Annotated in this window: 24 protein-coding genes; 17 read left to right on the top strand and 7 right to left on the bottom strand. The window is 60.0% G+C overall.

Annotated features, from left to right (window positions below; translation table 11 throughout):
* Window positions 1-19 precede the first annotated feature (19 nt).
* Together repB and repA are read right to left on the bottom strand one after the other, a co-directional pair.
* Window positions 20-1027, bottom strand: coding sequence for a plasmid partitioning protein RepB (gene repB, locus CO656_RS22620; protein ID WP_097527210.1), 1008 nt, complete (start codon window positions 1025-1027; stop codon window positions 20-22).
* Between the two features lie 100 nt (window positions 1028-1127).
* A complete protein-coding gene (gene repA, locus CO656_RS22615; RefSeq protein WP_097527209.1) occupies window positions 1128-2339 on the bottom strand; it encodes a plasmid partitioning protein RepA in 1212 nt (403 codons plus the stop codon).
* Window positions 2340-2730: 391 nt separating this feature from the next.
* Between repA and CO656_RS22610 the strand changes: the two genes are divergently transcribed.
* The 14 genes from CO656_RS22610 (at window position 2731) to CO656_RS22545 (ending at window position 14308) form a co-directional block, all read left to right on the top strand.
* Complete coding sequence (locus CO656_RS22610) at window positions 2731-3354, top strand: acyl-homoserine-lactone synthase (RefSeq protein ID WP_097527208.1); 624 nt, start codon at window positions 2731-2733, stop codon at window positions 3352-3354.
* 12 nt (window positions 3355-3366) lie between these two features.
* Window positions 3367-4344, top strand: coding sequence for a P-type conjugative transfer ATPase TrbB (gene trbB, locus CO656_RS22605; protein WP_097527207.1), 978 nt, complete (start codon window positions 3367-3369; stop codon window positions 4342-4344).
* Entirely contained in the window at window positions 4334-4717 is a 384-nt protein-coding gene (locus CO656_RS22600; protein WP_097527206.1) for a TrbC/VirB2 family protein, read from the top strand. The genes trbB and CO656_RS22600 overlap by 11 nt, the downstream gene beginning before the upstream one ends.
* Window positions 4710-5009, top strand: a complete 300-nt coding sequence (locus tag CO656_RS22595; RefSeq protein ID WP_097527205.1) for a conjugal transfer protein TrbD — start codon at window positions 4710-4712, stop codon at window positions 5007-5009. The genes CO656_RS22600 and CO656_RS22595 overlap by 8 nt, the downstream gene beginning before the upstream one ends.
* 9 nt (window positions 5010-5018) lie before the next feature.
* The gene (locus tag CO656_RS22590) at window positions 5019-7475 is read left to right on the top strand and encodes a conjugal transfer protein TrbE (protein WP_097527204.1); all 2457 of its coding nucleotides are present in this window, start codon (window positions 5019-5021) and stop codon (window positions 7473-7475) included.
* Window positions 7447-8250, top strand: a complete 804-nt coding sequence (gene trbJ, locus CO656_RS22585) for a P-type conjugative transfer protein TrbJ (protein WP_097527203.1) — start codon at window positions 7447-7449, stop codon at window positions 8248-8250. The genes CO656_RS22590 and trbJ overlap by 29 nt, the downstream gene beginning before the upstream one ends.
* On the top strand, window positions 8247-8447 hold the full coding sequence (gene trbK, locus CO656_RS22580; RefSeq protein WP_097527202.1) for an entry exclusion protein TrbK: 201 nt from the start codon (window positions 8247-8249) through the stop codon (window positions 8445-8447). The genes trbJ and trbK overlap by 4 nt, the downstream gene beginning before the upstream one ends.
* Window positions 8441-9616, top strand: a complete 1176-nt coding sequence (gene trbL, locus CO656_RS22575; RefSeq protein ID WP_097527201.1) for a P-type conjugative transfer protein TrbL — start codon at window positions 8441-8443, stop codon at window positions 9614-9616. The genes trbK and trbL overlap by 7 nt, the downstream gene beginning before the upstream one ends.
* A 24-nt stretch (window positions 9617-9640) precedes the next feature.
* Window positions 9641-10303 carry a conjugal transfer protein TrbF gene (locus CO656_RS22570; protein WP_097527200.1) on the top strand — a complete coding sequence of 221 codons (663 nt, stop codon included), beginning with the start codon at window positions 9641-9643 and terminating at the stop codon, window positions 10301-10303.
* Between the two features lie 16 nt (window positions 10304-10319).
* Window positions 10320-11132, top strand: coding sequence for a P-type conjugative transfer protein TrbG (gene trbG / locus CO656_RS22565; protein ID WP_097527199.1), 813 nt, complete (start codon window positions 10320-10322; stop codon window positions 11130-11132).
* A gap of 4 nt (window positions 11133-11136) precedes the next feature.
* Window positions 11137-11574 (top strand): conjugal transfer protein TrbH, encoded by a 438-nt coding sequence (gene trbH / locus CO656_RS22560; RefSeq protein ID WP_097527198.1) that lies wholly within the window; start codon window positions 11137-11139, stop codon window positions 11572-11574.
* A gap of 12 nt (window positions 11575-11586) precedes the next feature.
* Window positions 11587-12888 (top strand): IncP-type conjugal transfer protein TrbI, encoded by a 1302-nt coding sequence (gene trbI, locus CO656_RS22555; protein WP_097527197.1) that lies wholly within the window; start codon window positions 11587-11589, stop codon window positions 12886-12888.
* A 98-nt stretch (window positions 12889-12986) separates the two neighbouring features.
* Window positions 12987-13208, top strand: coding sequence for a hypothetical protein (locus CO656_RS22550; protein WP_103452579.1), 222 nt, complete (start codon window positions 12987-12989; stop codon window positions 13206-13208).
* A gap of 386 nt (window positions 13209-13594) precedes the next feature.
* The gene (locus CO656_RS22545) at window positions 13595-14308 is read left to right on the top strand and encodes an autoinducer binding domain-containing protein (protein WP_176536662.1); all 714 of its coding nucleotides are present in this window, start codon (window positions 13595-13597) and stop codon (window positions 14306-14308) included.
* On the opposite strand, the gene CO656_RS22540 is transcribed toward CO656_RS22545, so the two are convergent.
* Window positions 14301-14639: a transcriptional repressor TraM gene (locus CO656_RS22540; protein ID WP_097527195.1), complete on the bottom strand. Its 339-nt coding sequence runs from the start codon at window positions 14637-14639 to the stop codon at window positions 14301-14303. The genes CO656_RS22545 and CO656_RS22540 overlap by 8 nt on opposite strands.
* Window positions 14640-14814: 175 nt before the next feature.
* Between CO656_RS22540 and CO656_RS22535 the strand changes: the two genes are divergently transcribed.
* The 3 genes from CO656_RS22535 to CO656_RS22525 all read left to right on the top strand — a co-directional run bounded on the left by CO656_RS22535 (window position 14815) and on the right by CO656_RS22525 (window position 16195).
* Window positions 14815-15027, top strand: a complete 213-nt coding sequence (locus tag CO656_RS22535) for a helix-turn-helix transcriptional regulator (protein ID WP_097527194.1) — start codon at window positions 14815-14817, stop codon at window positions 15025-15027.
* A gap of 161 nt (window positions 15028-15188) precedes the next feature.
* The gene (locus CO656_RS22530; protein WP_097527193.1) at window positions 15189-15821 is read left to right on the top strand and encodes a DUF433 domain-containing protein; all 633 of its coding nucleotides are present in this window, start codon (window positions 15189-15191) and stop codon (window positions 15819-15821) included.
* Window positions 15818-16195 (top strand): DUF5615 family PIN-like protein, encoded by a 378-nt coding sequence (locus CO656_RS22525; protein ID WP_097527192.1) that lies wholly within the window; start codon window positions 15818-15820, stop codon window positions 16193-16195. Before CO656_RS22530 ends, CO656_RS22525 begins: the two co-directional genes overlap by 4 nt.
* Window positions 16196-16211: 16 nt before the next feature.
* On the opposite strand, the gene CO656_RS22520 is transcribed toward CO656_RS22525, so the two are convergent.
* Genes CO656_RS22520 through traA form a run of 4 tightly spaced genes read right to left on the bottom strand, consistent with a single transcriptional unit; the run spans window position 16212 to window position 21870 of the window.
* The gene (locus tag CO656_RS22520) at window positions 16212-16826 is read right to left on the bottom strand and encodes a TraH family protein (RefSeq protein WP_097527191.1); all 615 of its coding nucleotides are present in this window, start codon (window positions 16824-16826) and stop codon (window positions 16212-16214) included.
* Between the two features lie 16 nt (window positions 16827-16842).
* A complete protein-coding gene (locus CO656_RS22515; RefSeq protein WP_097527190.1) occupies window positions 16843-18006 on the bottom strand; it encodes a conjugal transfer protein TraB in 1164 nt (387 codons plus the stop codon).
* Entirely contained in the window at window positions 17996-18562 is a 567-nt protein-coding gene (traF, locus tag CO656_RS22510) for a conjugative transfer signal peptidase TraF (RefSeq protein WP_097527189.1), read from the bottom strand. Before traF ends, CO656_RS22515 begins: the two co-directional genes overlap by 11 nt.
* Window positions 18559-21870 (bottom strand): Ti-type conjugative transfer relaxase TraA, encoded by a 3312-nt coding sequence (traA, locus tag CO656_RS22505; protein ID WP_097527188.1) that lies wholly within the window; start codon window positions 21868-21870, stop codon window positions 18559-18561. The genes traF and traA overlap by 4 nt, the downstream gene beginning before the upstream one ends.
* Between the last annotated feature and the right edge of the window lie 7 nt (window positions 21871-21877).

The raw sequence follows: 21877 nt of genomic DNA, 5'->3' as shown, positions 1-21877 counted from the left end.
TTGCTACTTCCTTCCTCAATTATCCTTCAGACGATGGATTAACTTTCTTAAAGCTCTCATAGAGACCAGGAAGCTGCTCCATCACGAAGACGGCGAATGCCTCATCACGATCCCTGCTGATTTGAATCTTGCAATGCTTCGCCGAGACCGAAAGCTTCGCGATTTCTGCGCCAGCGGTAGACCTTGCGACCGCGGGAGTAACACGTGGCACCGACTCGCTTTTGTCCGCCTTTTTCAGGGCGCGAACCACAGCCGTAAAGCGATCATCCGAATCCTTGTGGCCGAATGACTTCTCTTCGGTTGCTTTGCGCGCCTTCGATTCAGACCGGGAGACCTTCAGGAGGTCTGCGAGCTCCTGCCACCGCCCGCGGCCGATCTTCGGTGCGCGTCCGATCGCCGTGACAATCCACTCTGGTATTGCCTGAGCCACTGCGATGAGCTTTGAAACTTCTGCCCTATCCACCGATAATGCAGATTGGATCAAGGGGCGTTGAAATCCGGCCGCTTCAAGTTTGTTCGCAAACGTCGCGCGCTCGATAAAGCTAAGATCCTCGCGCGCGGAGTTCTCGATCCCTTGTGCTACGACAAGTCGGTCGTCGTCCAGGTTACGAACATATGCCTTGACCGAAATACCAAGCTCTGTCGCAACACGCAGCCGGCGATGCCCATAGGCAACCTGATATCGAGATGGTTCAGTGGGGTGCTGGCGGACAAGGATCGGCATCTCTTGTCCATGTTCTTTAATTGATGCCTTGAGCGCCTCGATTGCCGCCACATCCTGATCCCAGAAGCGATCGGCGAATGGCGACGGGTCGACGGAGAGCGGATCCAGGTCGAGGGGGAGGGCGCCTTCCGCGATGCGCTGCTTGAGCTCCTCGTAGTCGCGCTCGACTTCCGAAAAAGTATCCTTCAACGATCGGACTGCTCCCGATGCTACGCGCTGAACAGGCACACGGGTTTCGCTCGACTGGACCTCATCATTCCCTGCGGCAAAGAGAGATCGGATCGATTGGGTGCGCTTGCTCATAGCCTGCTCCTATCCATCGGTTCAACGTCGGGACCTGCGGTCGGCCGCTTGTTGTCTGCAGACAACAAGCTAAGATGTTGATTTCTCTTGACAGACCCCATCATTGCCTGCCCCAGACTCCGTTGACGAGTTCGATGGCCTCCAGATTCACTGCGTTAATGGATTCCATTGCCCGGTCATAAGTCGAACGCCCAACTGCGCCGCGCGAGAGCTCAAAAAGCGACTGCTTAGTGAGACCCGCGTTGGCAATTGCAGTGGACTTCCAGGCCGATGCGTTCATCACATCTGTCCCGAAAACGTCGCGTAGCAACGCAACGATCTCTTGCTCCGGGACATCGCGCGGGTCGTGCCTGGTGATGAGGAACCGGAGAAAATCGTAATCGAGTCGTCCGCCCGCTTCTTCGATGACGGCTACCAGATCTGACGTCATCAGAAGGAACTGACTCATGGAGGCGACATCCACCATCTGCGGATGGACCGTCACAATCATGCCGGTGGCTGCGTTGAGAGCGCCCATAGTCAAGAAACCGAGCTGGGGAGGGCAGTCTATGATGACGACGTCGAAATCCCGCTCGACCTGATCAATTGCCCCGGCGACTCGTCTAAAGAAGAGATCTTCCGGACGTCCGCGGTTCTGGAGCATGTGCCTCGGGGTCTGGTGCTCGAACTCCATCAGCTCGAGATTTCCTGGAACGATGCTGATCCCGGTAAAATATGTCGGCCGAACGACCTCCTTCATGGTCACTCGTTGGTCGTCGTAACGGATCGCACCGTAGAGCGTGGTGTTTTCGGCAACGTCGAATTCCGGCTGGTAACCGAACATTGCAGAAAGCGACGCCTGGGGATCAAGGTCGATCGCAAGAACGCGATAGCCTTGCAAAGCAAGCCCTTGCGCTAAATAAACCGCGGTCGTTGTCTTGGCAGAACCGCCCTTAAAATTGGCGACGCTTATAATCTGAAGCTTTTCACCATCGCGCCGGCGCGGCCAAAATCTGCTCGCCTCTTTCGGTCTTGCTCCGGCTAGATATTGGCGAAGCTCGTTGATCTGTTCCAACGTGTAGGATCGCCGCCCGGCGTTTCCAAGATCTGGCGACGGGCCCAGGCCATCGAGGGATAGCTGTCGCAAATAGCCATCCGAAACACCAACGATATCGGCGACCTCACCGGAGGTAAAGGAACGTAGGGATTTTTGAGCCATGGGAGGAAAGGCTCGTTCCCCTACAGCCCGCAACCTGGCAGACAGTGCTTCCGCGCGCTGTGTGATGTGCGCGGAAGTCGATGCTAGATTGATTTGTCTGTCAATCACGTTCACTTTGGCCCCAGTTTCAGACGGTTTCTTGGCGTAAGACGCGCTATTTCCGTCTCATGATAACGCACGATTCTGCGAGTCTCGCAAGAGAAATAGGGTTAACAAAACCTTAACGAGACTACTTCCCTTCGCAACGCATTACGGTCACTCGCCGGCTTTCTCCTGCAAATTCAGATCTTTGGCGCGTTGGACGAAAACTCTGATCACGATGCGTTCTACTGTGAATCCTACAAGGTGGCACTGTCTACGCCACTCGGAATTCAAGCCGTTTCATCCCCCTTGAGGATGATTTCGTCCTACGACTCACCTCAAACGACCTTGTAGGATCCTACAACTACCGCTCGATTCTGATCCGTGCTGATTTCCCCGCCGACCAACATCGACGGAGAAATTCATGCAGATTCTCGCGATTTCCCAACCGCGAAATGTCCACGAAGCTCAGCTTCTCCACCGCCACCATCAGCTACGTGCACGCGTTTTCTCCGAGCGCCTGGGCTGGGAGGTCAACGTTGTCGACGGTCAAGAGGCGGACGCGTTCGACGCTCTTAAGCCGACCTACATCCTCGCAGTCTCCGACCGCGGCCAAGTGGCGGGATGCGCAAGGCTGCTTCCGGCCATTGGCCCGACAATGGTGGCTGACGTCTTTGACTCGCTGCTTCCGAATGGACATCTGAACGCGCACTCCGCGATGATCGAGAGTTCCCGCTTCTGCGTCGACACGATCCTCGGGGAGGGCAGGGGAGACGGCACGATGCACGAGGCAACGCTGACCATGTTTGCGGGCATCATCGAGTGGTGCTTGGTGAATGGCATCACCGAAATCGTCACCGTTACTGACCTGCGATTCGAGCGGATCCTCGCGCGCGTCGGCTGGCCCCTACAGCGGCTGGCGGAGCCGAAGAGGATCGGAGTGACGATGGCCGTGGCCGGCATCCTGCCGGCGAATATCGACACATTCCTGCGGCTTCGGCCTGCCGACTACCGTTCCGAACTCAGCACCGTCAGCCAAGCAGCGTAAGGAAGAAAAGCCGTGAACCAGCTTCGCTCTCATCCTCGACTTGTCCGCAAACTCCAGGAGGCGCTCGGCGATCAGCTTTGCGTCGCGCTGGACGACTCAACGGTCGTCGAAATCATGCTCAATCCTGATGGAAAGCTTTTCATCGAACGGCTCGGCCACGGCGTGGCGCCTGCTGGCGAAATGTCTCCCGCGGCTGCGGAAATGGTGATCGGAACAGTGGCGCATGCTCTGCAATCCGAAGTCGACACCGAACAGCCTATCATCTCCGGAGAGCTGCCGATCGGCGGCCACCGCTTCGAAGGGCTGCTCCCGCCGGTCGTCGCCAAGCCGGCCTTCACCATTCGGCGTCGCGCCTCACGTCTGATCCCGCTCGATGACTATGTGCGCTCCGGCGTGATGACCGCAAACCAGGCCTCGACGATCCGCAGTGCGATTTCAGCGCGGCTCAACATCATCATTTCCGGAGGCACCGGTTCCGGAAAGACGACGCTTGCGAACGCGGTCATCGACGAAATCGTTAAGTCTTCCCCGGAAGACCGTCTCGTCATCCTGGAAGATACCGCCGAGATCCAGTGCGCCGCCGACAACGCCGTTCTTCTTCACACTAGCGATACCGTAGACATAGCGCGGCTGTTGAAGAGCACCATGCGGCTACGTCCAGACCGGATCGTCGTGGGCGAGGTCCGCGACGGCGCCGCACTGACGCTGCTCAAGGCGTGGAACACAGGTCATCCGGGGGGCGTAGCCACCATCCATTCCAATACCGCCATGTCGGCACTTCACCGCCTCGAACAACTGACCGCCGAAGCCAGCCAGCAGCCGATGCACGAGGTGATCGGGGAAGCAGTCGATCTCATCGTCTCGATCGAGCGGACGCCGCGCGGGCGGCGCGTCCGCGACGTCATTCAGGTCGAGCGCTTCGCGGGTGGCCAATACGAAATCGAATCCGACAAGCTTACGGAAGAACAGGAGGCGCGCCATGTGGCGTAGAAACGCAGTCATCGCCGCGACTTTCCTTGCGGCGCCTATCGTTCTCGCTTCGGTCGCGCCGGCGCTTGCAAGCTCTGGCGGCAGTCTTCCCTGGGAAGGACCGCTGCAGCAAATCCAGGAGTCGATCACCGGACCGGTCGCCGGCGCCATTGCTCTTGCAGCGGTCGCGATCGCCGGCGGCATGCTGATCTTCGGGGGCGAGCTGAACGATTTCGCGCGTCGGCTCGTCTATATCGTGCTCGTCGCAGGCATCCTACTTGGCGCCACCAACATCGTCGGCCTGTTTGGAGCCACCGGCGCCTCGATCGGACTGGCGAACGAGCAGGCGACCTCCATCGGGCAAGCTGAGGAAGGGGAGGGGGCTCATGGCTGAGTCCCTGTCCCGGCTGCAGCGCAACCGCATCCATCGCGCGCTGTCGCGTCCGAACCTTCTGATGGGCGCGGACCGGGAACTGGTGCTGATCACCGGTCTTGCCGCCGTCATCCTCATCTTCGTCGTTCTCACGATCTATTCAGCGCTCTTCGGCGTGGCCGTCTGGATCGTCATCGTCGGGCTTCTGAGAATGATGGCAAAGGCGGACCCCCTGATGCGACAGGTCTATATCCGCCATATCTCCTACAAGCATTACTACAAGGCGACCTCCTCGCCGTGGCGCCGGTATTGAGGGGCAGGCATGGTCGCTCTCAAACGCTTCCGGGCCACCGGCCCATCCTTTGCGGATCTCGTCCCCTATGCCGGCCTCGTCGACAATGGCGTGCTCCTGTTGAAAGACGGAAGCTTGATGGCCGGCTGGTATTTTGCCGGCCCGGACTCCGAAAGCGCTACCGACCTGGAGCGCAACGACCTGTCGCGGCAGATCAATACGATCCTGTCGCGGCTTGGATCCGGCTGGATGATCCAGGTCGAGGCGGTTCGTATCCCGACATTCGATTACCCGACCGATGATCGCTGCCACTTCCCTGATCCCGTCACACGCGCGATCGATGCCGAGCGGCGCGCGCATTTCGCGCGCGAGCAGGGACACTTCGAGAGCAAACACGCGCTCGTCCTCAGCTATCGGCCGCTCGAGTCCAAGAAAACCGCTCTCAGCAAATACATTTACTCGGACGAGGAGAGCCGCAAGAAGACCTATGCCGACACGGTCCTCTTCATCTTCACAAACGCTGTGCGCGAGATCGAGCAGTATTTTGCCAACACCCTTTCGATCCGGCGCATGGAGACGCGCGAGGTCGCCGAGAGGGGAGGGGAGCGGGTCGCCCGCTATGACGAGCTGCTGCAGTTCGTCCGCTTCTGCATCACCGGCGAGAACCACCCGATCCGGATGCCGGATGCGCCGATGTATCTCGACTGGATCGCCACGGCCGAACTCGAGCACGGGCTGACGCCGAAGGTCGAGAACCGCTTTCTCGCTGTTGTGGCGATCGATGGATTACCGGCAGAGAGCTGGCCGGGGATCCTCAACAGCCTGGACCTGATGCCACTCACCTATCGTTGGTCTTCGCGCTTCATCTTTCTCGATGCGGAAGAGGCGCGACAGAAACTCGAACGCACCCGAAAGAAGTGGCAGCAAAAGGTGCGCCCGTTCTTCGATCAATTGTTCCAGACGCAGAGTCGGTCGGTCGACCAGGATGCCATGACCATGGTCGCCGAGACCGAAGACGCCATTGCGCAAGCCTCCTCGCAACTTGTCGCATACGGTTACTATACCCCGGTCATCGTCCTGTTTGATCATGACCGGGAGGCACTGCAGGAGAAGGCAGAGGCCATCCGCCGGCTGATCCAGGCGGAAGGTTTCGGAGCGCGGATTGAAACGCTCAACGCCACCGATGCCTATCTCGGCAGCCTTCCGGGTAACTGGTACTGCAATATCCGCGAACCGCTGATCAACACCAGCAATCTTGCCGATCTCGTCCCTTTGAATTCCGTATGGTCAGGGAGCCCGGTGGCGCCGTGCCCGTTCTACCCGCCGAACTCGCCACCACTGATGCAGGTGGCGAGCGGCTCGACGCCATTCCGACTGAACCTCCATGTCGACGATGTTGGCCATACGCTGATTTTCGGCCCAACCGGTTCGGGCAAGTCGACGCTGCTGGCGCTGATTGCAGCGCAATTCCGGCGCTACGAACGCGCCCAGATCTTCGCCTTCGACAAGGGGAACTCGCTCCTTCCCCTGACGCTCGCCGCCCGCGGCGATCACTATGAGATCGGTGGCGACGCTCAAGACGAGGCAAAGGTGCTGGCCTTCTGCCCGCTATCGGACCTTGCGAGCGATGCAGATCGCGCATGGGCAACCGAATGGATCGAAATGCTGGTCGTCCTGCAGGGTGTTACCATCACCCCCGATCATCGCAACGCGATCTCGCGCCAGATCGGATTGATGGCCAGCGCAGCCGGACGGTCGCTGTCGGACTTCGTCAGTGGCGTGCAAATGCGCGAGATCAAGGACGCGCTTCATCACTACACGGTCGACGGCCCGATGGGTCAGCTTCTCGACGCGGAACAGGACGGCCTTTCACTCGGTGCGCTCCAGACCTTCGAGATCGAGCACCTGATGAACATGGGCGAGCGCAATCTCGTGCCCGTGCTGACCTATCTGTTCAGGCGGATCGAGAAGAGGCTTGATGGCTCACCGAGCCTGATCGTCCTCGACGAAGCTTGGCTGATGCTGGGCCATCCGGTTTTCCGAAACAAAATCAGAGAATGGCTGAAGGTCTTACGCAAGGCGAATTGCGCGGTCGTTCTCGCGACACAGTCGATATCGGACGCGGAGCGCTCGGGCATCATCGATGTCCTGAAGGAGTCCTGCCCCACCAAGATTTGCCTCCCCAACGGCGCCGCTCGCGAGCCGGGGACCCGGGAGTTCTACCAGCGGATCGGCTTCAACGAGCGGCAGATCGAGATTGTTTCGAATGCAATCCCCAAGCGGGAATATTACGTCGTCACGCCTGAGGGCCGGAGGCTGTTCGATATGGCACTCGGCCCCGTGGCGCTCAGCTTCGTCGGCGCCTCCGGCAAGGAAGATTTGAAGCGTATCCGCACGCTCAGTTCCGAACACGGCCGCGACTGGCCGATCCACTGGCTTCAAACGAGAGGAGTTCACGATGCCGCATCGCTGCTCAACTTCGAATAGATTGGTCGCTGGTATGGCGGCGGTCGTCATGACGATCGGCGCTGTCATGCCTGCGGACGCCGGCACGGCCACAGGTGCTGCGACCGAATGGACACAGGTCCTCAACAATGGCGAGCTCGTATCGCTTGTTGGCCAATCCGGCGAGCAAATCCAGAACCAACTCACCCAGATCAGCCAGCTCGCGCAACAGATCGAAACGCAGCTGAACATCTACCAGAACCTGCTGCAGAACACCGCTACCCTTCCCTCGCACATGTGGGGGCAGGTTGAGAGCGACCTTAATCAGCTGCGCAGCATCGTTGACCAGGGCCAGAGCATCTCGTTTTCCATGGGCAATGCCGATGACGTGCTGCAGCAGCGCTTCCAAAGCTACTCAAGCCTCAAAACCAACCTGCCAGACAATGCTTCTTTTTCGACGACATATCAGTCCTGGTCGGACACCAACCGGGACACGATCGCCAGCACACTCAAGGCGGCGAGCCTGACCTCCGAGCAGTTCGATAGCGAGGAGGGCACGATGTCCTCACTGCGGTCGATGTCCGAGACCGCCGACGGGCAGATGAAAGCTCTGCAGGTCGGACACGAGATCGCCGCGCAACAAGTCGCGCAGATGCAGAAGCTTCGCGGCCTTGTCTCGCAGCAGATGACGATGATGGGAACCTGGCTGCAGACCGAGCAGACCGACAAGGACCTGGCGCAGGCGCGGCGGGAGAAATTCTTCAACGCCGAGGTCAAGAGCATTCCGGAAGGTCAGAAGATGGAGCCCCGCTGGTGAATCGCGCAGTCGTCATTGCCTTGCTCGTACTTGTTGCCGGTCTCTCGTCTGCTGCAACGGTGCTGGTCATCAACATCAGAGAAAATGGCAAACCTACGCTCACTGAGGAGCAGCGTGCCGTTCGCGAAAAGTTTTTTGGCTCCGACAAGGAGTTGCCGCCGATCAAGGATGGCCAGGAGATGCGTCCAAGATGGTGAAATCTAATCTTGAACGATCATTTCTGATCGCGGGCTTCCTTTGCCTCGTCTTTGCAGCTCCGGCCTTCGCTCAACAGGGACAAGTCCTGACCGAACTGGAAAATCAGGTCTCGACGGCAGCGAAGGGGTGGGAAACCACCATCATGGATGCCGCAAAATCTCTTTTCTGGATCCTGGCGACCATTGAGGTGGGCATTGCAGCCGTCTGGCTGGCGCTTCAGGCCGCATCGCTTGATAGCTGGTTCGCGGAGCTTGTCCGGCGGATCATGTTCATTGGCTTTTTCGCCTTCGTTCTTACTCAAGGGCCGACCTTTGCCCGAGCGGTCGTCGACAGCCTCTTTCAGATTGGCGCCGGCGGCGGGTCGGCGTCGCCTGCCGAAGTGTTCGACGCCGGCATTCGGGTGGCCTCGCAAATGTCGCAGCAAGCGCAATTCGGCGTATTCGAGGATAATGCGCTGGCGATCGCGGCCGTGCTGGCGATGGGTGTCGTCGTCATCTGCTTCTCGCTCGTCGCAGCAATTTTCGTGTCGGTCATGGTGGAGATGTATGTCGGTCTGCTCGCGGGGATGATCATGCTCGGGCTCGGTGGCTCCTCCTTCACGAAGGACTTCGCTGTCCGCTACCTCGTCTACGCTTTCGGCGTCGGCATGAAGCTGATGGCGTTGGTCATGATCGCGAAGATCGGATCCGAGGTCCTCATGGGTCTGGCAAATGCGCCAACCGCCTCCTCGGACCAGTTCGTGACGACGCTCGCCATCGCCGGGATCTCGGTCGTGGTCTTCATCATCGCCATGTACGTGCCGAACATCATTCAGGGTGTCGTTCAGGGCGCTTCCGTCTCAGGCGGCATGGAAGCAATCCGTCACGGTGGGCAGGCGGCATCCTTCGCGACCGGCGCGGGTTTCCTTGCAGCCGGTGCGGCGGGCGCAGGGTTCACGGCTGGTCAAAGCGCGCGGGCCGCAGGGTCATCCGTTGCAGGTGCCATGCTTCGAGGTTTCGGTGTTGGGATCGGGTCTGCCGGGATCGCCGCAGGCTCGGCCGCCAAGGAGAAGGCCATCGGCTCTCCCGGCGCCTATGCCGGGTCAATCCTCGGTCTTGCCAATTCCAAGCTCGATCAGGCGCGCAGCGGGCACAGCGGACCAAAGCCGCCTCCTGAACGCAAAGACTAACAGCAATCAGAAAGTGATCGATCGATGGCAGCGAACCGCGCCCCCGAAAACCCGTATCTTGCCGCGCGCCAGGAATGGAGCGAGCGATATGGCTCCTATGTCCAGGCAGCCGCCGCATGGCGTATCGTCGGCATTCTCGGTCTGACCATGGCCGTCATCGGCTTTGGCTATTCGATGTATCTCAGCACTCAGGTCAAGCTGGTGCCCTATATCGTCCAGGTCGATAAGCTGGGCACGGCGGTGACCGCGGGCTTCCCCGAACAAATCGAATATGCGGATGTCCGGGTGGTGCGTGCCACACTCGGCAACTTCGTCACCAGCTTCCGTTCGATCACACCGGATGCCGTGGTGCAGAAGCAATATATCGACCGGACCTACGCACTCCTTCGAACATCCGATCCGTCGACCGAGAAGATCAACGCCTGGTTCCGCGGCAATTCCCCCTTCGAGAAGGCGAAATCGTCGACGGTCGCCATCGAGGTCAACAACATCGTGGCGCTGTCGAACCAGACCTATCAGATCGACTGGACTGAATACGAACGGGACCGGAAGGGCAAGGAAACCGGCACCCGCCGCTTCCGCGGGATCGCGACGGTGACACTCACCGCGCCGCAGGACGAGGCGACCATCCGCCTCAATCCGATCGGTCTCTACGTCCGGGATTTCGACTGGACGGCACAGCTTTAAGGGCAGGGGATTTTCAATGCACAGAACAGGATTGATCGCAGCGGCCGGCTGCCTGGCCGGACTCGTCTTTGTCGGCGGCGCTGAGGCGCAAAGCATGACGAACAACGAGGTGAAAGGGACGAACATCTCCAGGAAGTGGCGTGGGACGTCAGGACTGGTGACGACCGGCCCCGATGGCAAGGTCATCTTCCTCTTTGGCGAAACGCAGCCGTCCGTCGTCTGCTCGCCCCTGCAGGTCTGCGATATCGAATTGCAAGGCGGCGAGATTGTCCGCGATGTGCTTGTCGGTGACACGGTACGTTGGAAGGTGGAACCGGCGACCTCGGGCGCCACCGGCGGGCAGGCGATCCACCTCATCGTCAAGCCCTCGGAACCCGGGCTCGTCACCTCGATGGTGGTCACGACATCGCGCCGCACCTATCACATCCAGCTCAAGTCACATCCGAGCCAGTATATGGCCCGCGTCGGCTTCGAATATCCGGAGGACGTCTCGACCAAACTCGCTGATATCAACTCCCGGCTGGAAACCGGCGGCATTCCCGGGACGGCACCTGACAAACTGAACTTCTCCTACTCGGTGAGCGGGAGCGCGTCGTGGAAGCCGAAGCGTGTCTATTCCGACGGTGTGAAAACATACATTCAATTCTCGAAATCAGTCTCGAGCCAGGATGCGCCGGTGCTCTTCGTCGTCTCTGGCGGCCAGAACCGCATCGTCAATTACCGGATGAAGAACGACATGATGATCGTCGACTATGCGGTCGACAAGGCGATCCTCGTCTCCGGTGTCGGATGGCGCCAGCAGAAAATCACCATCCGGCGGGGAGGCTGAACCAATGAGCAAGCTTCTCGTTATCATCATCACCGCCACGCTGCTTTCAGGCTGCCAAACGGCCGAGGACGGATTGACCACCAGTTCCACCCCGGTCGCCGTCACCGGCCCCGCCGCAAGCGCCATTGCCGGCGACATGGCGAGCCGGCTCGCCGAGCAGATCGGTCCGGCAGGCACGACGACGCTCAAAATGGAAAAGGATGCGTCCGAATTTGGAACCGCACTCGAGGCGGCGCTGAGGGGTTGGGGCTATACGGTCATTACCGACGGCAAGGTTGGCAAGGACATCAAACCGGTCGAGCTCGCTTACTCGATCGATGCCGCCGACGGGCAGGTGCTCGCACGGCTTTCGACGCCGTCGATCGCCCTTGGCCGGGCCTACACCGCGACCTCCGCCGGCGCCACGCCGGCAAGCCCGCTCTCGATCATGCAGCGCAACTGAGGGGAAGCGGGTATGGTCCAATCTCTCCAGCTCGGCGCCTCCAACCAGGCCGACGATCAGAAGGGCATGCGCCGTCTCAATCGGTTGCCGATCATCATCGCCATCGTCATCATCGCGCTGTTCGTCGGCGTGGTCGTGATCGGACTGTCGTGGCGCGGGCTGCCGTTCAATCGCGGCAATGACATCGATAGTGCTTCGAATACACCGGCAACCAATTTCGGTGACCAGCTCAAGCGCGGCGTCACCGACGGCATTATCGGCGAGCCGGTTGAGCGCGAAGCGTTTCAGCCGACGCCTGCCGTCGAACAGAAGGTCGAGAAGGAAACTCCTGTTGTCGACCGCCGGCCGACCGAAAGGGAAGAACGGCGGCCGCGGCTCGAATCGGAAGAGGAATGGAAGGCCCGCCTGAAGCGGGAGCAGGATGAGCAATATATCCGCGAGGCCCAACGCCAGCGTATGGCCCGGCTGCAGGCGCGCGCCACGGCTTTGGACTCGCCGTTGAAGGTGGATATTTCCGATGTCGAGAAAGCCGACAACAACTCCACGGACGCGGGCCGGCAGACGACGACTGCGGCAGCCAACAATGCGTCGGACCTCTACGCCGCCGCCATGAAATCAGGCCTCATGGGGCAGAACGTCGATCCCAACGCCCAGACCTCGAAGGAGGACTTCTTCAACCAGGACATCAAGGACCTCGGCTATCTACCGAACAAGGTCGTGCCGCAGATGTCGCCCTACGAGCTGAAGCGCGGCTCGGTCATACCGGCCACGTTGATCACCGGTCTCAATTCCGACCTTCCGGGACGGATCACCGCGCAAGTCAGCCAGAACGTCTATGACAGCGCCACCGGCTATCGGTTGCTGATCCCGCAGGGCTCAAAGCTGTTTGGCCGCTACGACTCCAAGGTGTCGTTCGGCCAAGAGCGCGTCCTCGTCGTCTGGACCGACCTCATCTTTCCGAACGGATCGACCCTGCAGATCGGCGGCATGGCCGGCACGGATGCCGAAGGCTATGGCGGTTTCAAGGACAAGGTCGATCGCCATCTCTGGCGCACCTGGAGTTCGGCGGCGCTCGTCGCGCTGATCGGAACCGGCATCGACATGTCGATGCCGGAGAGTTCGACGCTTGCGACGCAGGACACGGCGTCCGATGCGGCCAGACGGAATTTCGCGGAAAGCTTCGGCCGCGTCGCCGAGGAGACGATCTCGAAGAACCTGAATGTGCAGCCGACAATCCAGATCCGCCCCGGCTACAAGTTCAATGTGCTCGTCGACCAGGACATCATTTTTCCGTCGGCTTACCGCAAAAACTAAAGGAAACGCCAAGTCCGCAGGAGGTGCAAATCTGCGAGTTGCGATGGTTGAAGAAATGGGGCCTGATGGTCCTGCTCAACGCCAGATAAGGATAGACAATGACAGAAATGGATTTTGGCGATTTGCCGGATGACGACCCGGACCTTCTCGAAAACACCGCCTTGCCGAAGCAGTTCGTCTCGCGCCTTCGAAAGGCGTTTTTCACCCGGCTTTCGGATTTCGACGACATGGACGATATCCAGATGCTACGCGAACCGGGAATAAACTGGCGTATCATCAAAGCCGTCAGATCCGAGCGGGCGCGTATCGACGCCAGGTGATCTTGCACCTTGAAAGGCGCTCGCGGTTAGGATTTGGGGCTCCGCGTGTGCAACCGGGCCAGGCCTTTTGTCGCGTTCCTTTCGGTAAATAGCGCTCGCGTCAGAACAGGGTTTCCATGGCCAATCGTTCCTTGGCCCGCAAAAACTTTTCTTGATTTGTCATCTTTTTCAGGCAGTGAGCCTTGAAAGCTTCCCCTTTATGGGTAGTGCTATCGTACACGGCACGAGGGATTGCTTTGCATCAACCCAGCACTCTCGGTTGCGTCGCTATCGGCAGTTGGCAATCACCGGGCCTTTCCGGTGCCAAACTGCGATGCCCATCATCCAGCGTCTCGGCTGGCAAATAAAGGACCGCGTTACGGGTCAATAACATAGGAGAAGCGTTCGTGGACGGAGAATTTCGCTCGCTCGTTGATATGCTGGAAGTCGCGCAAGACGAGGCCATGATCAAGGGAGCCCTCAGGCAGTTCACGCGTTCCTGCGGATACGAACGATTTGCCTACTTCGAAAAAGAAGGCGCCCAGATCAGGACATTCAACTCCTATCCCAAACCATGGGAGGGTGTTTACCTCTCGGCCGATTATTCCAGCATCGATCCCGTGGTGACGGAAGCGAAGCGCAAACGGGACGTTTTCTTCTGGACCGCGGAGGATTGGCCGGCCCGCGGTTTTTCACCGCTCAGAAAGTTTCGCGACGAGGCGATCGACCACGGGATCCGCTGCGGAATGACAATCCCCGTGGAAGGGGGTTACGGTTCGTCGATGATGCTGACCTTTGCGTCCTCCGAAAGAGAAGTGGACGTCCCGGCCGCCTTCGACGCGAGGAGAGCAATCCAATTGGTGATGATGGTCCATTATCGATTGAAGATGATTGCTGCCAAACCCGCCATCAATCCAAACCAGGCGCTGTCGCCACGCGAGATGCAATGCCTGACATGGGCGATGAAAGGAAAAAACACACTCGAAACTGCCGCTGTGACTGGCATCAATTCGAGAACGGTGCAGCACTATCTTGATAAGGCCCGTGCCAAACTGGGTGCTGAATCAGTGCCGCAGCTTGTGGGAATCGCGAAGGATCGCGGGTTGCTAAGCTCTAATTAGCATCGTCCGATGGCACGTCGGGGATGTAGCCAAGGGCGTCGATGATCTGGGACAGCTCTTCCTGCTGCGCCTCGGATTTCTTCTGACGGGCAATGTATTCGTCCTGCAGGGTTGCCAGCACGTCGCTGGAAACCGAGGGATCGCCGCTCGCACGAGTCCACTCCTCGTAGACAGCCTCATCCGCGGCGAGCAGCCGGCGGTGTTCGTGTATTGCCGACACCGCCAATTCCTCCAACGCTTCCTTCGGCATCGAAGAGAACTGCGGATCCCGCTCGCTCCTTTCGGTCCTAGAGGACTCTGCATCGTTCGTCCGTTTTTCCTCGAAACTCATTCCTTCACCACTCGAACGATGCTTTGGTGCCGCATCAGGCGGCCCGCGCTACACACTATCATACGACCAACATTGAAAGTCAGTCGAAGAACGATTGCCGTCAATATCATAGGTCATGTCGAATCGGAACTATAGTTCCTAGAACAATAGTTCCGATTCAGGTTCCGCTCACGTCATGGATCTCAACGAGGTCATGGCGGTCAACTTGCGTCGAATACGTCATGGCAAGAAACTGACGCAGGAGGAACTGGCGCATCGCACGGGCCTGAGTACGCGCCATATCAGTGCCATCGAGCGCGCCGAGATGTCGGCAACCCTTACTGTCCTCGGCCAGATTTCCGACGCGCTGGGTGTCGAGCCTGCCGAGCTTGTGACCAAATCGAACTGATCTGCAAAGTGCGCGCCGACTGGAATTTTAGGGTTTGAAGGCGGTTTCCGATTCGAAGGAACGCGTATCGACCAGTTGGGCAGCTTGACCACTGAGATCACTGGTCAAAGCTTTACATGAGCGTCCGGCCGCATTATATATTCTCCTCAAGGAGAATGATTATGACCAGCACATCACACGCATACACGCCCGCCGAGGCGGCGGCTGTCAGCGAGATCGCTGTGAAGTCGGTGCACAATGCGATTGACAAGCGCATCATCGAGACTCATCTCGTTGGTAGCAGGGGTCGAGCGCTCACCGATGAGGATCTGCTTCGGTTGAAGCTCTGGTACGGCGTCGGATCGATCTTGTCTGCCGAGCGCCGCAAACGCCTATTCGATACGATCGACCAGAACCCTGATGCCGAAACCGTGAGAGCAGACGACTATCTTATTATCGACGTTGCGCGGGCACGAGAACAACTGGCCGCGCGGGCCGAGGCGCTTCGAGAAGCCGAACGAATGATTGAAAGCGTGAAAGGGGTCGTGGGTGGCGAGCCGGTTTTCAAGCGAACCCGTGTTCCCGTGCGAACCATTGCCGCGATGAAGAGCCAAGGCGCAAGTACAGGGGAAATCGTCGAGGGCTATCCTGCGGTCACCGAGCGCATGGTGGAACTTGCCGAGATCTGGGCTGCAGCCCATCCCGCCAGGGGACGTCCACGGAAGCTTTCGGAGCAGGGCCTGAAGGTGAAATCCGTGAAGCGCCTGCGACTTCGGAACGAGAACGTCTCCAAACCCTCTGGCTCGACCTCGTGAAGTTTCTTATCGATGAATGCCTTCACACGTCCCTCGTGGCCGTGGCGCAAGCGCACGGCCACGACTGTTTCCATGTGAATTGGTTGGGACTGAGCGGCGAAACCGACTGGGATCTGATGCCTCGGATCGTCGAGGAGGATTTCACGTTCGTAACGAACAATGCCCGAGATTTTCGGAAGCTCTACGCAAAAGAGGAATTGCATGCGGGCCTGGTGATCATCGTCCCGCAGGTGCTTCCTGCGCTGCAGCGAGAACTGTTTGCCCTCATCCTGCAGGATTTGGCCGAGGCACGGGATATGGTCAACGAAGTCATCGAAGTGACCCTCGATGGAGAGGAAGCGGTTCTCACGCGCTATTCGCTTCCGGAGGCTTAGCAACCTTCATTTGGCATCATTTGCCCCCAATCCTCGACAGGTCGATCCGCATTTCCGCTGACCCGACGCTTTCGCCTTTCTCGATGCTTTCAGCGTCTGTATCCGGAGGCGGTACGTCGACGGTGGCCTTGTCCTGGTGTGCAGGCAACACGTTGTCGATCGTGACGCTTTTCCCAGGATCTTCCGCCTGGAAAACGCTCACCCCCTCGAACTCTCCGGTCTTCCAGGCATAGACCGCATCGTCGAAGATCTGCGGGAAGACATCGTCGCTCTTCGGATTGCCGTACCACTTGGCGACAATCCGCAAGACCTGGGCAAACATGGACGTTCCCTTGCGAAGGTTTTCGCAGGGGTCGACGAGATCGGGCTTCAGATCAGCCGCGTCCTTCACACCAACGCCAGCCGGAAACTGCGTCAGGCCGACACGCACGACGGTCTGACCGACATACTGCCGGATGATTGCCATTGCTTCATCCGGCGACGTCGCCTTCGGAACGAGGATCAACCGGCCACCCGATTTAACAGTGACGGCAAGTGGATCATTCGCGCCCGCAGCAGTCACGAACTGCTCGACGATCGCGGGCTTCAAAGAGGGGTCGGCGCATTGTTGGATCAGGGCGGCATCGAGCATAAGGGCTCCTTTGCACTCATATGTTGAGGGAAAGAATGACGGGTTTGTCGAACAGCCGCGCCCAGGCTTGTGTGCTCGCGTGCTGGATGGCCACGATAGACGTCCCCTTGGTCCACCAGCCGTTGCCGACGGCAATGACAACGTCCGGATCGTGGAGCATGGAGTGGAGAATGGGCCAGACGATCAGCTGCTCGTAGCAGATCAGGGGTGCCGCCCGACTGTCGGCAACGGTCACGACGGGGTTGGCGAAGAAGTGCGCCCGTGCGCCGCCGCTCTCACCAAGCAAGGGACGCCACGGTTGCCACATCGAGCCTGGCACCGGCATGCGCTCGCGATAAAGGAGCCAAGCTCCGTCGCCGGATATCGCGATCAGTACATTGTCGTATCCACCCGCATCGACAACTGCCGCGCCGGCGATAACGGAAATGTCAGTGCCCTGCAGAGATTTTACCCAGAGCCGTTCGACGGTCGGTGTCCAGAAACCCAGAGAGCTTTCGGGAAGAACAATCGAGCGGGCGCCGCCCGATGCCCGATCCGTCACCGTGGCAATCAGATCACGGTAACGCTGCAAGCTGGTGTCACGCCCCAACGATGCGCCCATTTCGAGATCGACCCCTTGCCAACCTTCGGGTAGCGTCGGCTCGTTCCAGGTTGCGGCGGACCAAATCCAAAAGCCTGCCAGGACGAGCGCGACAGCTGGCCACATGTGGGTTACGAGGCCCATGAGGCCGGCTGTCGCGGCAATCAGCCCCCACCATCCCCATCCTGGAAACAGCACGCCCGCGGCAGTGATCGGATGAGCCCAACCGGTGATGCCGAATGGCGGAATGGCCATCAGAGCCGCCGCCAGGAGATAGTGAAACGGACGAGCTCTCGCCTTTTTCGTCCAGAGGACAATATGCACGATAACGAAGCCAGTGGACGCACAGAGCCAAAGCAATAATCCCGGCCAGAGGTCCGAGGAATAGAAGGTCGCAACGCCCTGCGGTAACCCCCGAGACGCAGCCAGGAAATAGCCGGCCGAGACAACCGCGGCCGTCCGCCTCGTTCGCGCAAGCGCCCAGAGCGCCGGAAACGCGAGCGCGAACGGAAGAAGCAGGACGTGGCCACTCCATCCCACCGTCCCAGCGACGGTTGAGACTGCAATCAATGCGGTTGGCTGGAGCTGCTCACGGCGCATAGGTGAGCACCGATTGCGCCAGACCGAGGATACCGGACGCGGGCAGGGGGCCGAAATAGCGGGAGTCATAGGAGCTCCTGAACGGTGAGTGGAGAAACACGCTTTCGTCAGGTACGACGCCGCCGGGATAGGGCTTCATCGGCCGACCCTTGCCATCCCACTGTGCCAGCCTGGAAAAGGGAATCTTTCGCCCGTCGACCGTCACATGGGCGCCGATTTCGACACTCTGGCCGGCGATGGCAATGACCGTTTTGATGAGCGGCGCGGCGCCGCCTGGGCAAGTTCCGGAATGGAGATAACCACGCTCTCTCGCCTCCATCATTGCTACCGTTTGCGGAACGCAAATGAAGACAAGGTCTCCGGCAGCAGCCGGGCGATCGAGCGCCACGATGCGCCAGAGGCCGAGCGGTTCACTCGGTGTCAGGTTGATGCGGTAGCCGCCGATAGCCGCGACAGCAGCAATGCCGCCAACGATGGATGCCGCCAAGGCCACCAGCACGACTGCATGCGCCCTTTGGGCGCGTCGCCTCCCGAACGCAAACACGGTTATCTTCATTTGAGCGAGAGCCCCTGGCTCTTCGTCTGGCGCAGGGTCTCCGCCTGTTTCAACGCCTCGGTCGTGCGCTCATGCGCAGCCAGCTGCTGCGCGGTCCGCATTAAATTCCATGCGGACTGCACCTCGGCCTTCTGCCCGGGCGTCATCCCCGCGGTGACGGTGTTGAAGGTCTGTCCGTTGGCTTCTTTTGCTGCGAGAGGCAGGAAGGTCCGCTCGCCGAAACGCTCCGATACCGCCTTGGCGAAACCTTCCAGTTCCGCCTTCACCATTTTGTCGGCAAGCGCATATTCGAGGCCGGCCGGCAGGTCGTTCCGGTCGATCGCATCGCGAACGCGTTCCAATGTTTGTTTTGCATTGGGCGACAGCGCCGGAATGTCGATCGAGACCTTCAAGCGGACAGCACGTTCCTCGAGCTCGTATTTGCGTTCCGCTTCAGCCCGCTGACGGAGATAGCGCTCCAAGTTGCGGGCCAACGCCGGGGCATTGGTCAGTGCCTTTTCGCGCTCCTGCCTGTCGGTGCGGCTGGTAAGGATCCCGGTCTTGCCCTTGAGCGCGCCGAAGTGTTCTGGCTCCGATCCGAGCTTGGCCAACGTGGATTTCGCGACGCTCTCGTCCTTCAGCATTCCATCGACATTGACTGCCTTGAACGCGCTTTCCGGCTGGGCGTAAACGAGGTGGAAGCGGGTCGAGACCTCCTCCCATTGCTTCTTCAATCCTGGATCGGCGGCGACCTTGTCCTCGATCGCCTGATCGACCGATTTGGCGAAGGTTGTGATGCCCGAGACCATCGGCTTTGCCTCCTTGGTGCTGTTTTGGGTTGGGGACTGCGCGGCGCCGCGGACAAGCCCGAGCCTGCCGGCAACGGCGGCAAGGCGGACACCGAGGTTGGCAAGTTTTTGCTTCTGACCGACGAGCCATTCCAGCCGGTCGCGAACCAGGGTGCGCGCGACGTTGACGAGATGCAGACCGCGGGCTTCGGCAAAGCGAAGCGCCTCGCGGTAGAAGGCGCTTCTCTCGTAATCGAGAGTCGTTTCCTTCGCGTTCCTTCGCGACAGGATCGGGATCAACCCGCCATTCTTCGCGAAGGATCTGCGGCCGTAATAGACGGCCAGGTCCTCACGATGACGGGTCATGGCGACATAGGTGAGATGGCGATCGAGCGAAAGGGAAGCGAGCACCTTGACCTTGTCAACCGTCGCGCCCTGGCTCTTATGGATGGTCGTGGCATAGCCGTGGTCGAGGTTGTTGTAGAAGCGCTGTTCTACCAGCACGTGGCGGGCATTCTCCCCATCGCCGATCAGCGCGGTGATGCGCCCCGGTCCCACTTCCACGACCTTCGCCAGCATGCCGTTCTTGACGCCGAGCGATCCCTCGTTCTTCAGGAACACGATCTGGTCGCCGACGGCGAAGTTGCGTTCACCGTCGGCGGTCTTGAAGATGGTTCCCTGATCGAGGATCCCGCGTTCGATGAGTTTGATGCGCGCCATCTGGTTCAGCATGCGCACGTCCCGGCGCAGATGAGCCAGGATCAGCGACGTCTTTGCCGGATCATAGTCGCGGTCCCAGGCAGCGATCAGGTTGTCGACCGCGTCTGCCTTCAGGTCCGAGCCTATCACCTTGCCGTGGGCGCGGTAGGCATCGACCGCCTGGCCGACTTTGCCGCGCGCCAGATCGAGCGAGGCATCGCGCATCCATTGCTGGCGCTGGCGATAGATGGTCTCGAGTTCTGCATAGCCGATGCGATCGGCAATCGCGCGGAAGGCGGCACCTGCCTCGATCGGTTGGAGCTGCTCGGGATCGCCGACGAGAACGAGCTTGGCGCCGGCCTTCGTCACCGCTTCGACGAACAGCGCCATCTGCCGCGACGACACCATGCCGGCCTCGTCGAGAACGAACACCGTCTTGCCATCGAGCTGATCTCGGCCTTGGTTCCAACGAAGCTCCCACGACGCAAGTGTGCGAGAGATGATGCCGGCTTCCTTTTCCAGGCCCTCGGCCGCCTTGCCGGCAAGTGCCGCGCCGACCACCCGATAGCCGGCCGCTTCCCAGGCCTCTCGCGCCGCCTTCATCATCGTCGTCTTGCCGGCGCCGGCTCGACCGATCACGGCGGCGATCCGCTCAGGTCCCGCCACATGATCGATCGCCGTTTTCTGCTCGTCCGACAAACGCTCATGACGCGCAAATGTCGCCGCCAGCACGGCCTCGCGAACGCCATGCGAAGAGCGCTGAGACAGCCAGATGGCGCGATTGGCCATCTCTGCCTCGAGGCGGATCATGTCGCGCGTCGTGTACTTCGCCGGCTCCCGGATACCGCTGGCAAGGTCGATCCGCTCGCGCTCGATGCGGAAGGTTTCGGGGCAGAGCAAGATCCGAACCATGAGGTTTTGGAACAGCACCGCGTCGTCGACGTAGCGGTGCAGGATCTTCGCCACGTCGCGCTCGTCAAACACGCTCTTCTCGCGCATGATCAAAGCGAGGACGAGTTCAGGATTCCGGTCGATGCGCTTGGCGTTTTCGCTCCGCCTCGCCTCCTGCAATTCCAGACGTTCGAGCTCCAGCGGCTTTGAAGCGCCATCGGCTTTCCGCTCGATCGCCTTGGTGCCGACGCCGAGATGGATGGTCGGCTCGAGATCGATCCCTTGCTTCTCGAAGGAGCGGCCATCGACGCGAATGTCGAGCCCGGCAAGCGCCAGATGCCGGTTCTGGCAGGCAAACCAGCCGTCGCGAAACGCGTTGAAATCGTCGATGCTTCCGGCCCAGAGCTCATAGACGATCTTGCCGGCATCGTTGCGGATCGGATTGCCGTCTGGTCCTGTTACCGGGACCTTCTTGGCGCCAAAACCATCCGCGGTCAGCGGGCGCAAGGTCGTCATCAGATGAACATGCGGATTGCCGGGCGCATCATGGTAGACCCAGTCGGCCACCATGCCCTTCGCCGTGATGTGATGCTCGACGAAATCCCGCATCAGGGCAATGTTCTGCTCGGCGGTTAGCTCGATCGGCAAGGTGATCGTAACGTCCTTGGCAAGCTGCGCGTCCGAGCGTTTCTCGAAGGCCTCGACCTTGTTCCAGAAGGCTTCGGAGGCACCTGAGACCGAGCGGTCCGCGATCATCGCGCGCAGCCATTCCGGCGCATCGGCGGGAACAACGAACTCTTCGTGGAGCAGGCCTTGCTTGCGGGTGTAGTCGATCGTGCGCGCCTCACGCTCGTAGTCCATCTTGGCGCAGTGGCGGTAGGCCGCCGACAGGACGGCGCTGCGGCCTGAGCCGCGGGCGACGACGCTGACGGAGAAATGGGGGACGGCCACGGCGGAA

The sequence above is a fragment of the Sinorhizobium sp. FG01 genome (assembly GCF_002531875.1).
Taxonomy (GTDB): Bacteria; Pseudomonadota; Alphaproteobacteria; order Rhizobiales; family Rhizobiaceae; genus Sinorhizobium; species Sinorhizobium fredii_C.
This window is presented reverse-complemented; position numbering and strand designations above follow the sequence as displayed.

Bases quoted from the DNA above. Each gene is read 5' to 3' on its own strand.
- repB (WP_097527210.1), bottom strand. From the start codon at position 1,027: ATGAGCAAGCGCACCCAATCGATCCGATCTCTCTTTGCCGCAGGGAAT.
- CO656_RS22610 (WP_097527208.1), top strand. From the start codon at position 2,731: ATGCAGATTCTCGCGATTTCCCAACCGCGAAATGTCCACGAAGCTCAG.
- CO656_RS22600 (WP_097527206.1), top strand. From the start codon at position 4,334: ATGTGGCGTAGAAACGCAGTCATCGCCGCGACTTTCCTTGCGGCGCCT.
- CO656_RS22595 (WP_097527205.1), top strand. From the start codon at position 4,710: ATGGCTGAGTCCCTGTCCCGGCTGCAGCGCAACCGCATCCATCGCGCG.
- CO656_RS22590 (WP_097527204.1), top strand. From the start codon at position 5,019: ATGGTCGCTCTCAAACGCTTCCGGGCCACCGGCCCATCCTTTGCGGAT.
- trbJ (WP_097527203.1), top strand. From the start codon at position 7,447: ATGCCGCATCGCTGCTCAACTTCGAATAGATTGGTCGCTGGTATGGCG.
- trbL (WP_097527201.1), top strand. From the start codon at position 8,441: ATGGTGAAATCTAATCTTGAACGATCATTTCTGATCGCGGGCTTCCTT.
- CO656_RS22570 (WP_097527200.1), top strand. From the start codon at position 9,641: ATGGCAGCGAACCGCGCCCCCGAAAACCCGTATCTTGCCGCGCGCCAG.
- trbG (WP_097527199.1), top strand. From the start codon at position 10,320: ATGCACAGAACAGGATTGATCGCAGCGGCCGGCTGCCTGGCCGGACTC.
- trbH (WP_097527198.1), top strand. From the start codon at position 11,137: ATGAGCAAGCTTCTCGTTATCATCATCACCGCCACGCTGCTTTCAGGC.
- trbI (WP_097527197.1), top strand. From the start codon at position 11,587: ATGGTCCAATCTCTCCAGCTCGGCGCCTCCAACCAGGCCGACGATCAG.
- CO656_RS22550 (WP_103452579.1), top strand. From the start codon at position 12,987: ATGACAGAAATGGATTTTGGCGATTTGCCGGATGACGACCCGGACCTT.
- CO656_RS22540 (WP_097527195.1), bottom strand. From the start codon at position 14,639: ATGAGTTTCGAGGAAAAACGGACGAACGATGCAGAGTCCTCTAGGACC.
- CO656_RS22535 (WP_097527194.1), top strand. From the start codon at position 14,815: ATGGATCTCAACGAGGTCATGGCGGTCAACTTGCGTCGAATACGTCAT.
- CO656_RS22530 (WP_097527193.1), top strand. From the start codon at position 15,189: ATGACCAGCACATCACACGCATACACGCCCGCCGAGGCGGCGGCTGTC.
- CO656_RS22520 (WP_097527191.1), bottom strand. From the start codon at position 16,826: ATGCTCGATGCCGCCCTGATCCAACAATGCGCCGACCCCTCTTTGAAG.
- CO656_RS22515 (WP_097527190.1), bottom strand. From the start codon at position 18,006: ATGCGCCGTGAGCAGCTCCAGCCAACCGCATTGATTGCAGTCTCAACC.
- traF (WP_097527189.1), bottom strand. From the start codon at position 18,562: ATGAAGATAACCGTGTTTGCGTTCGGGAGGCGACGCGCCCAAAGGGCG.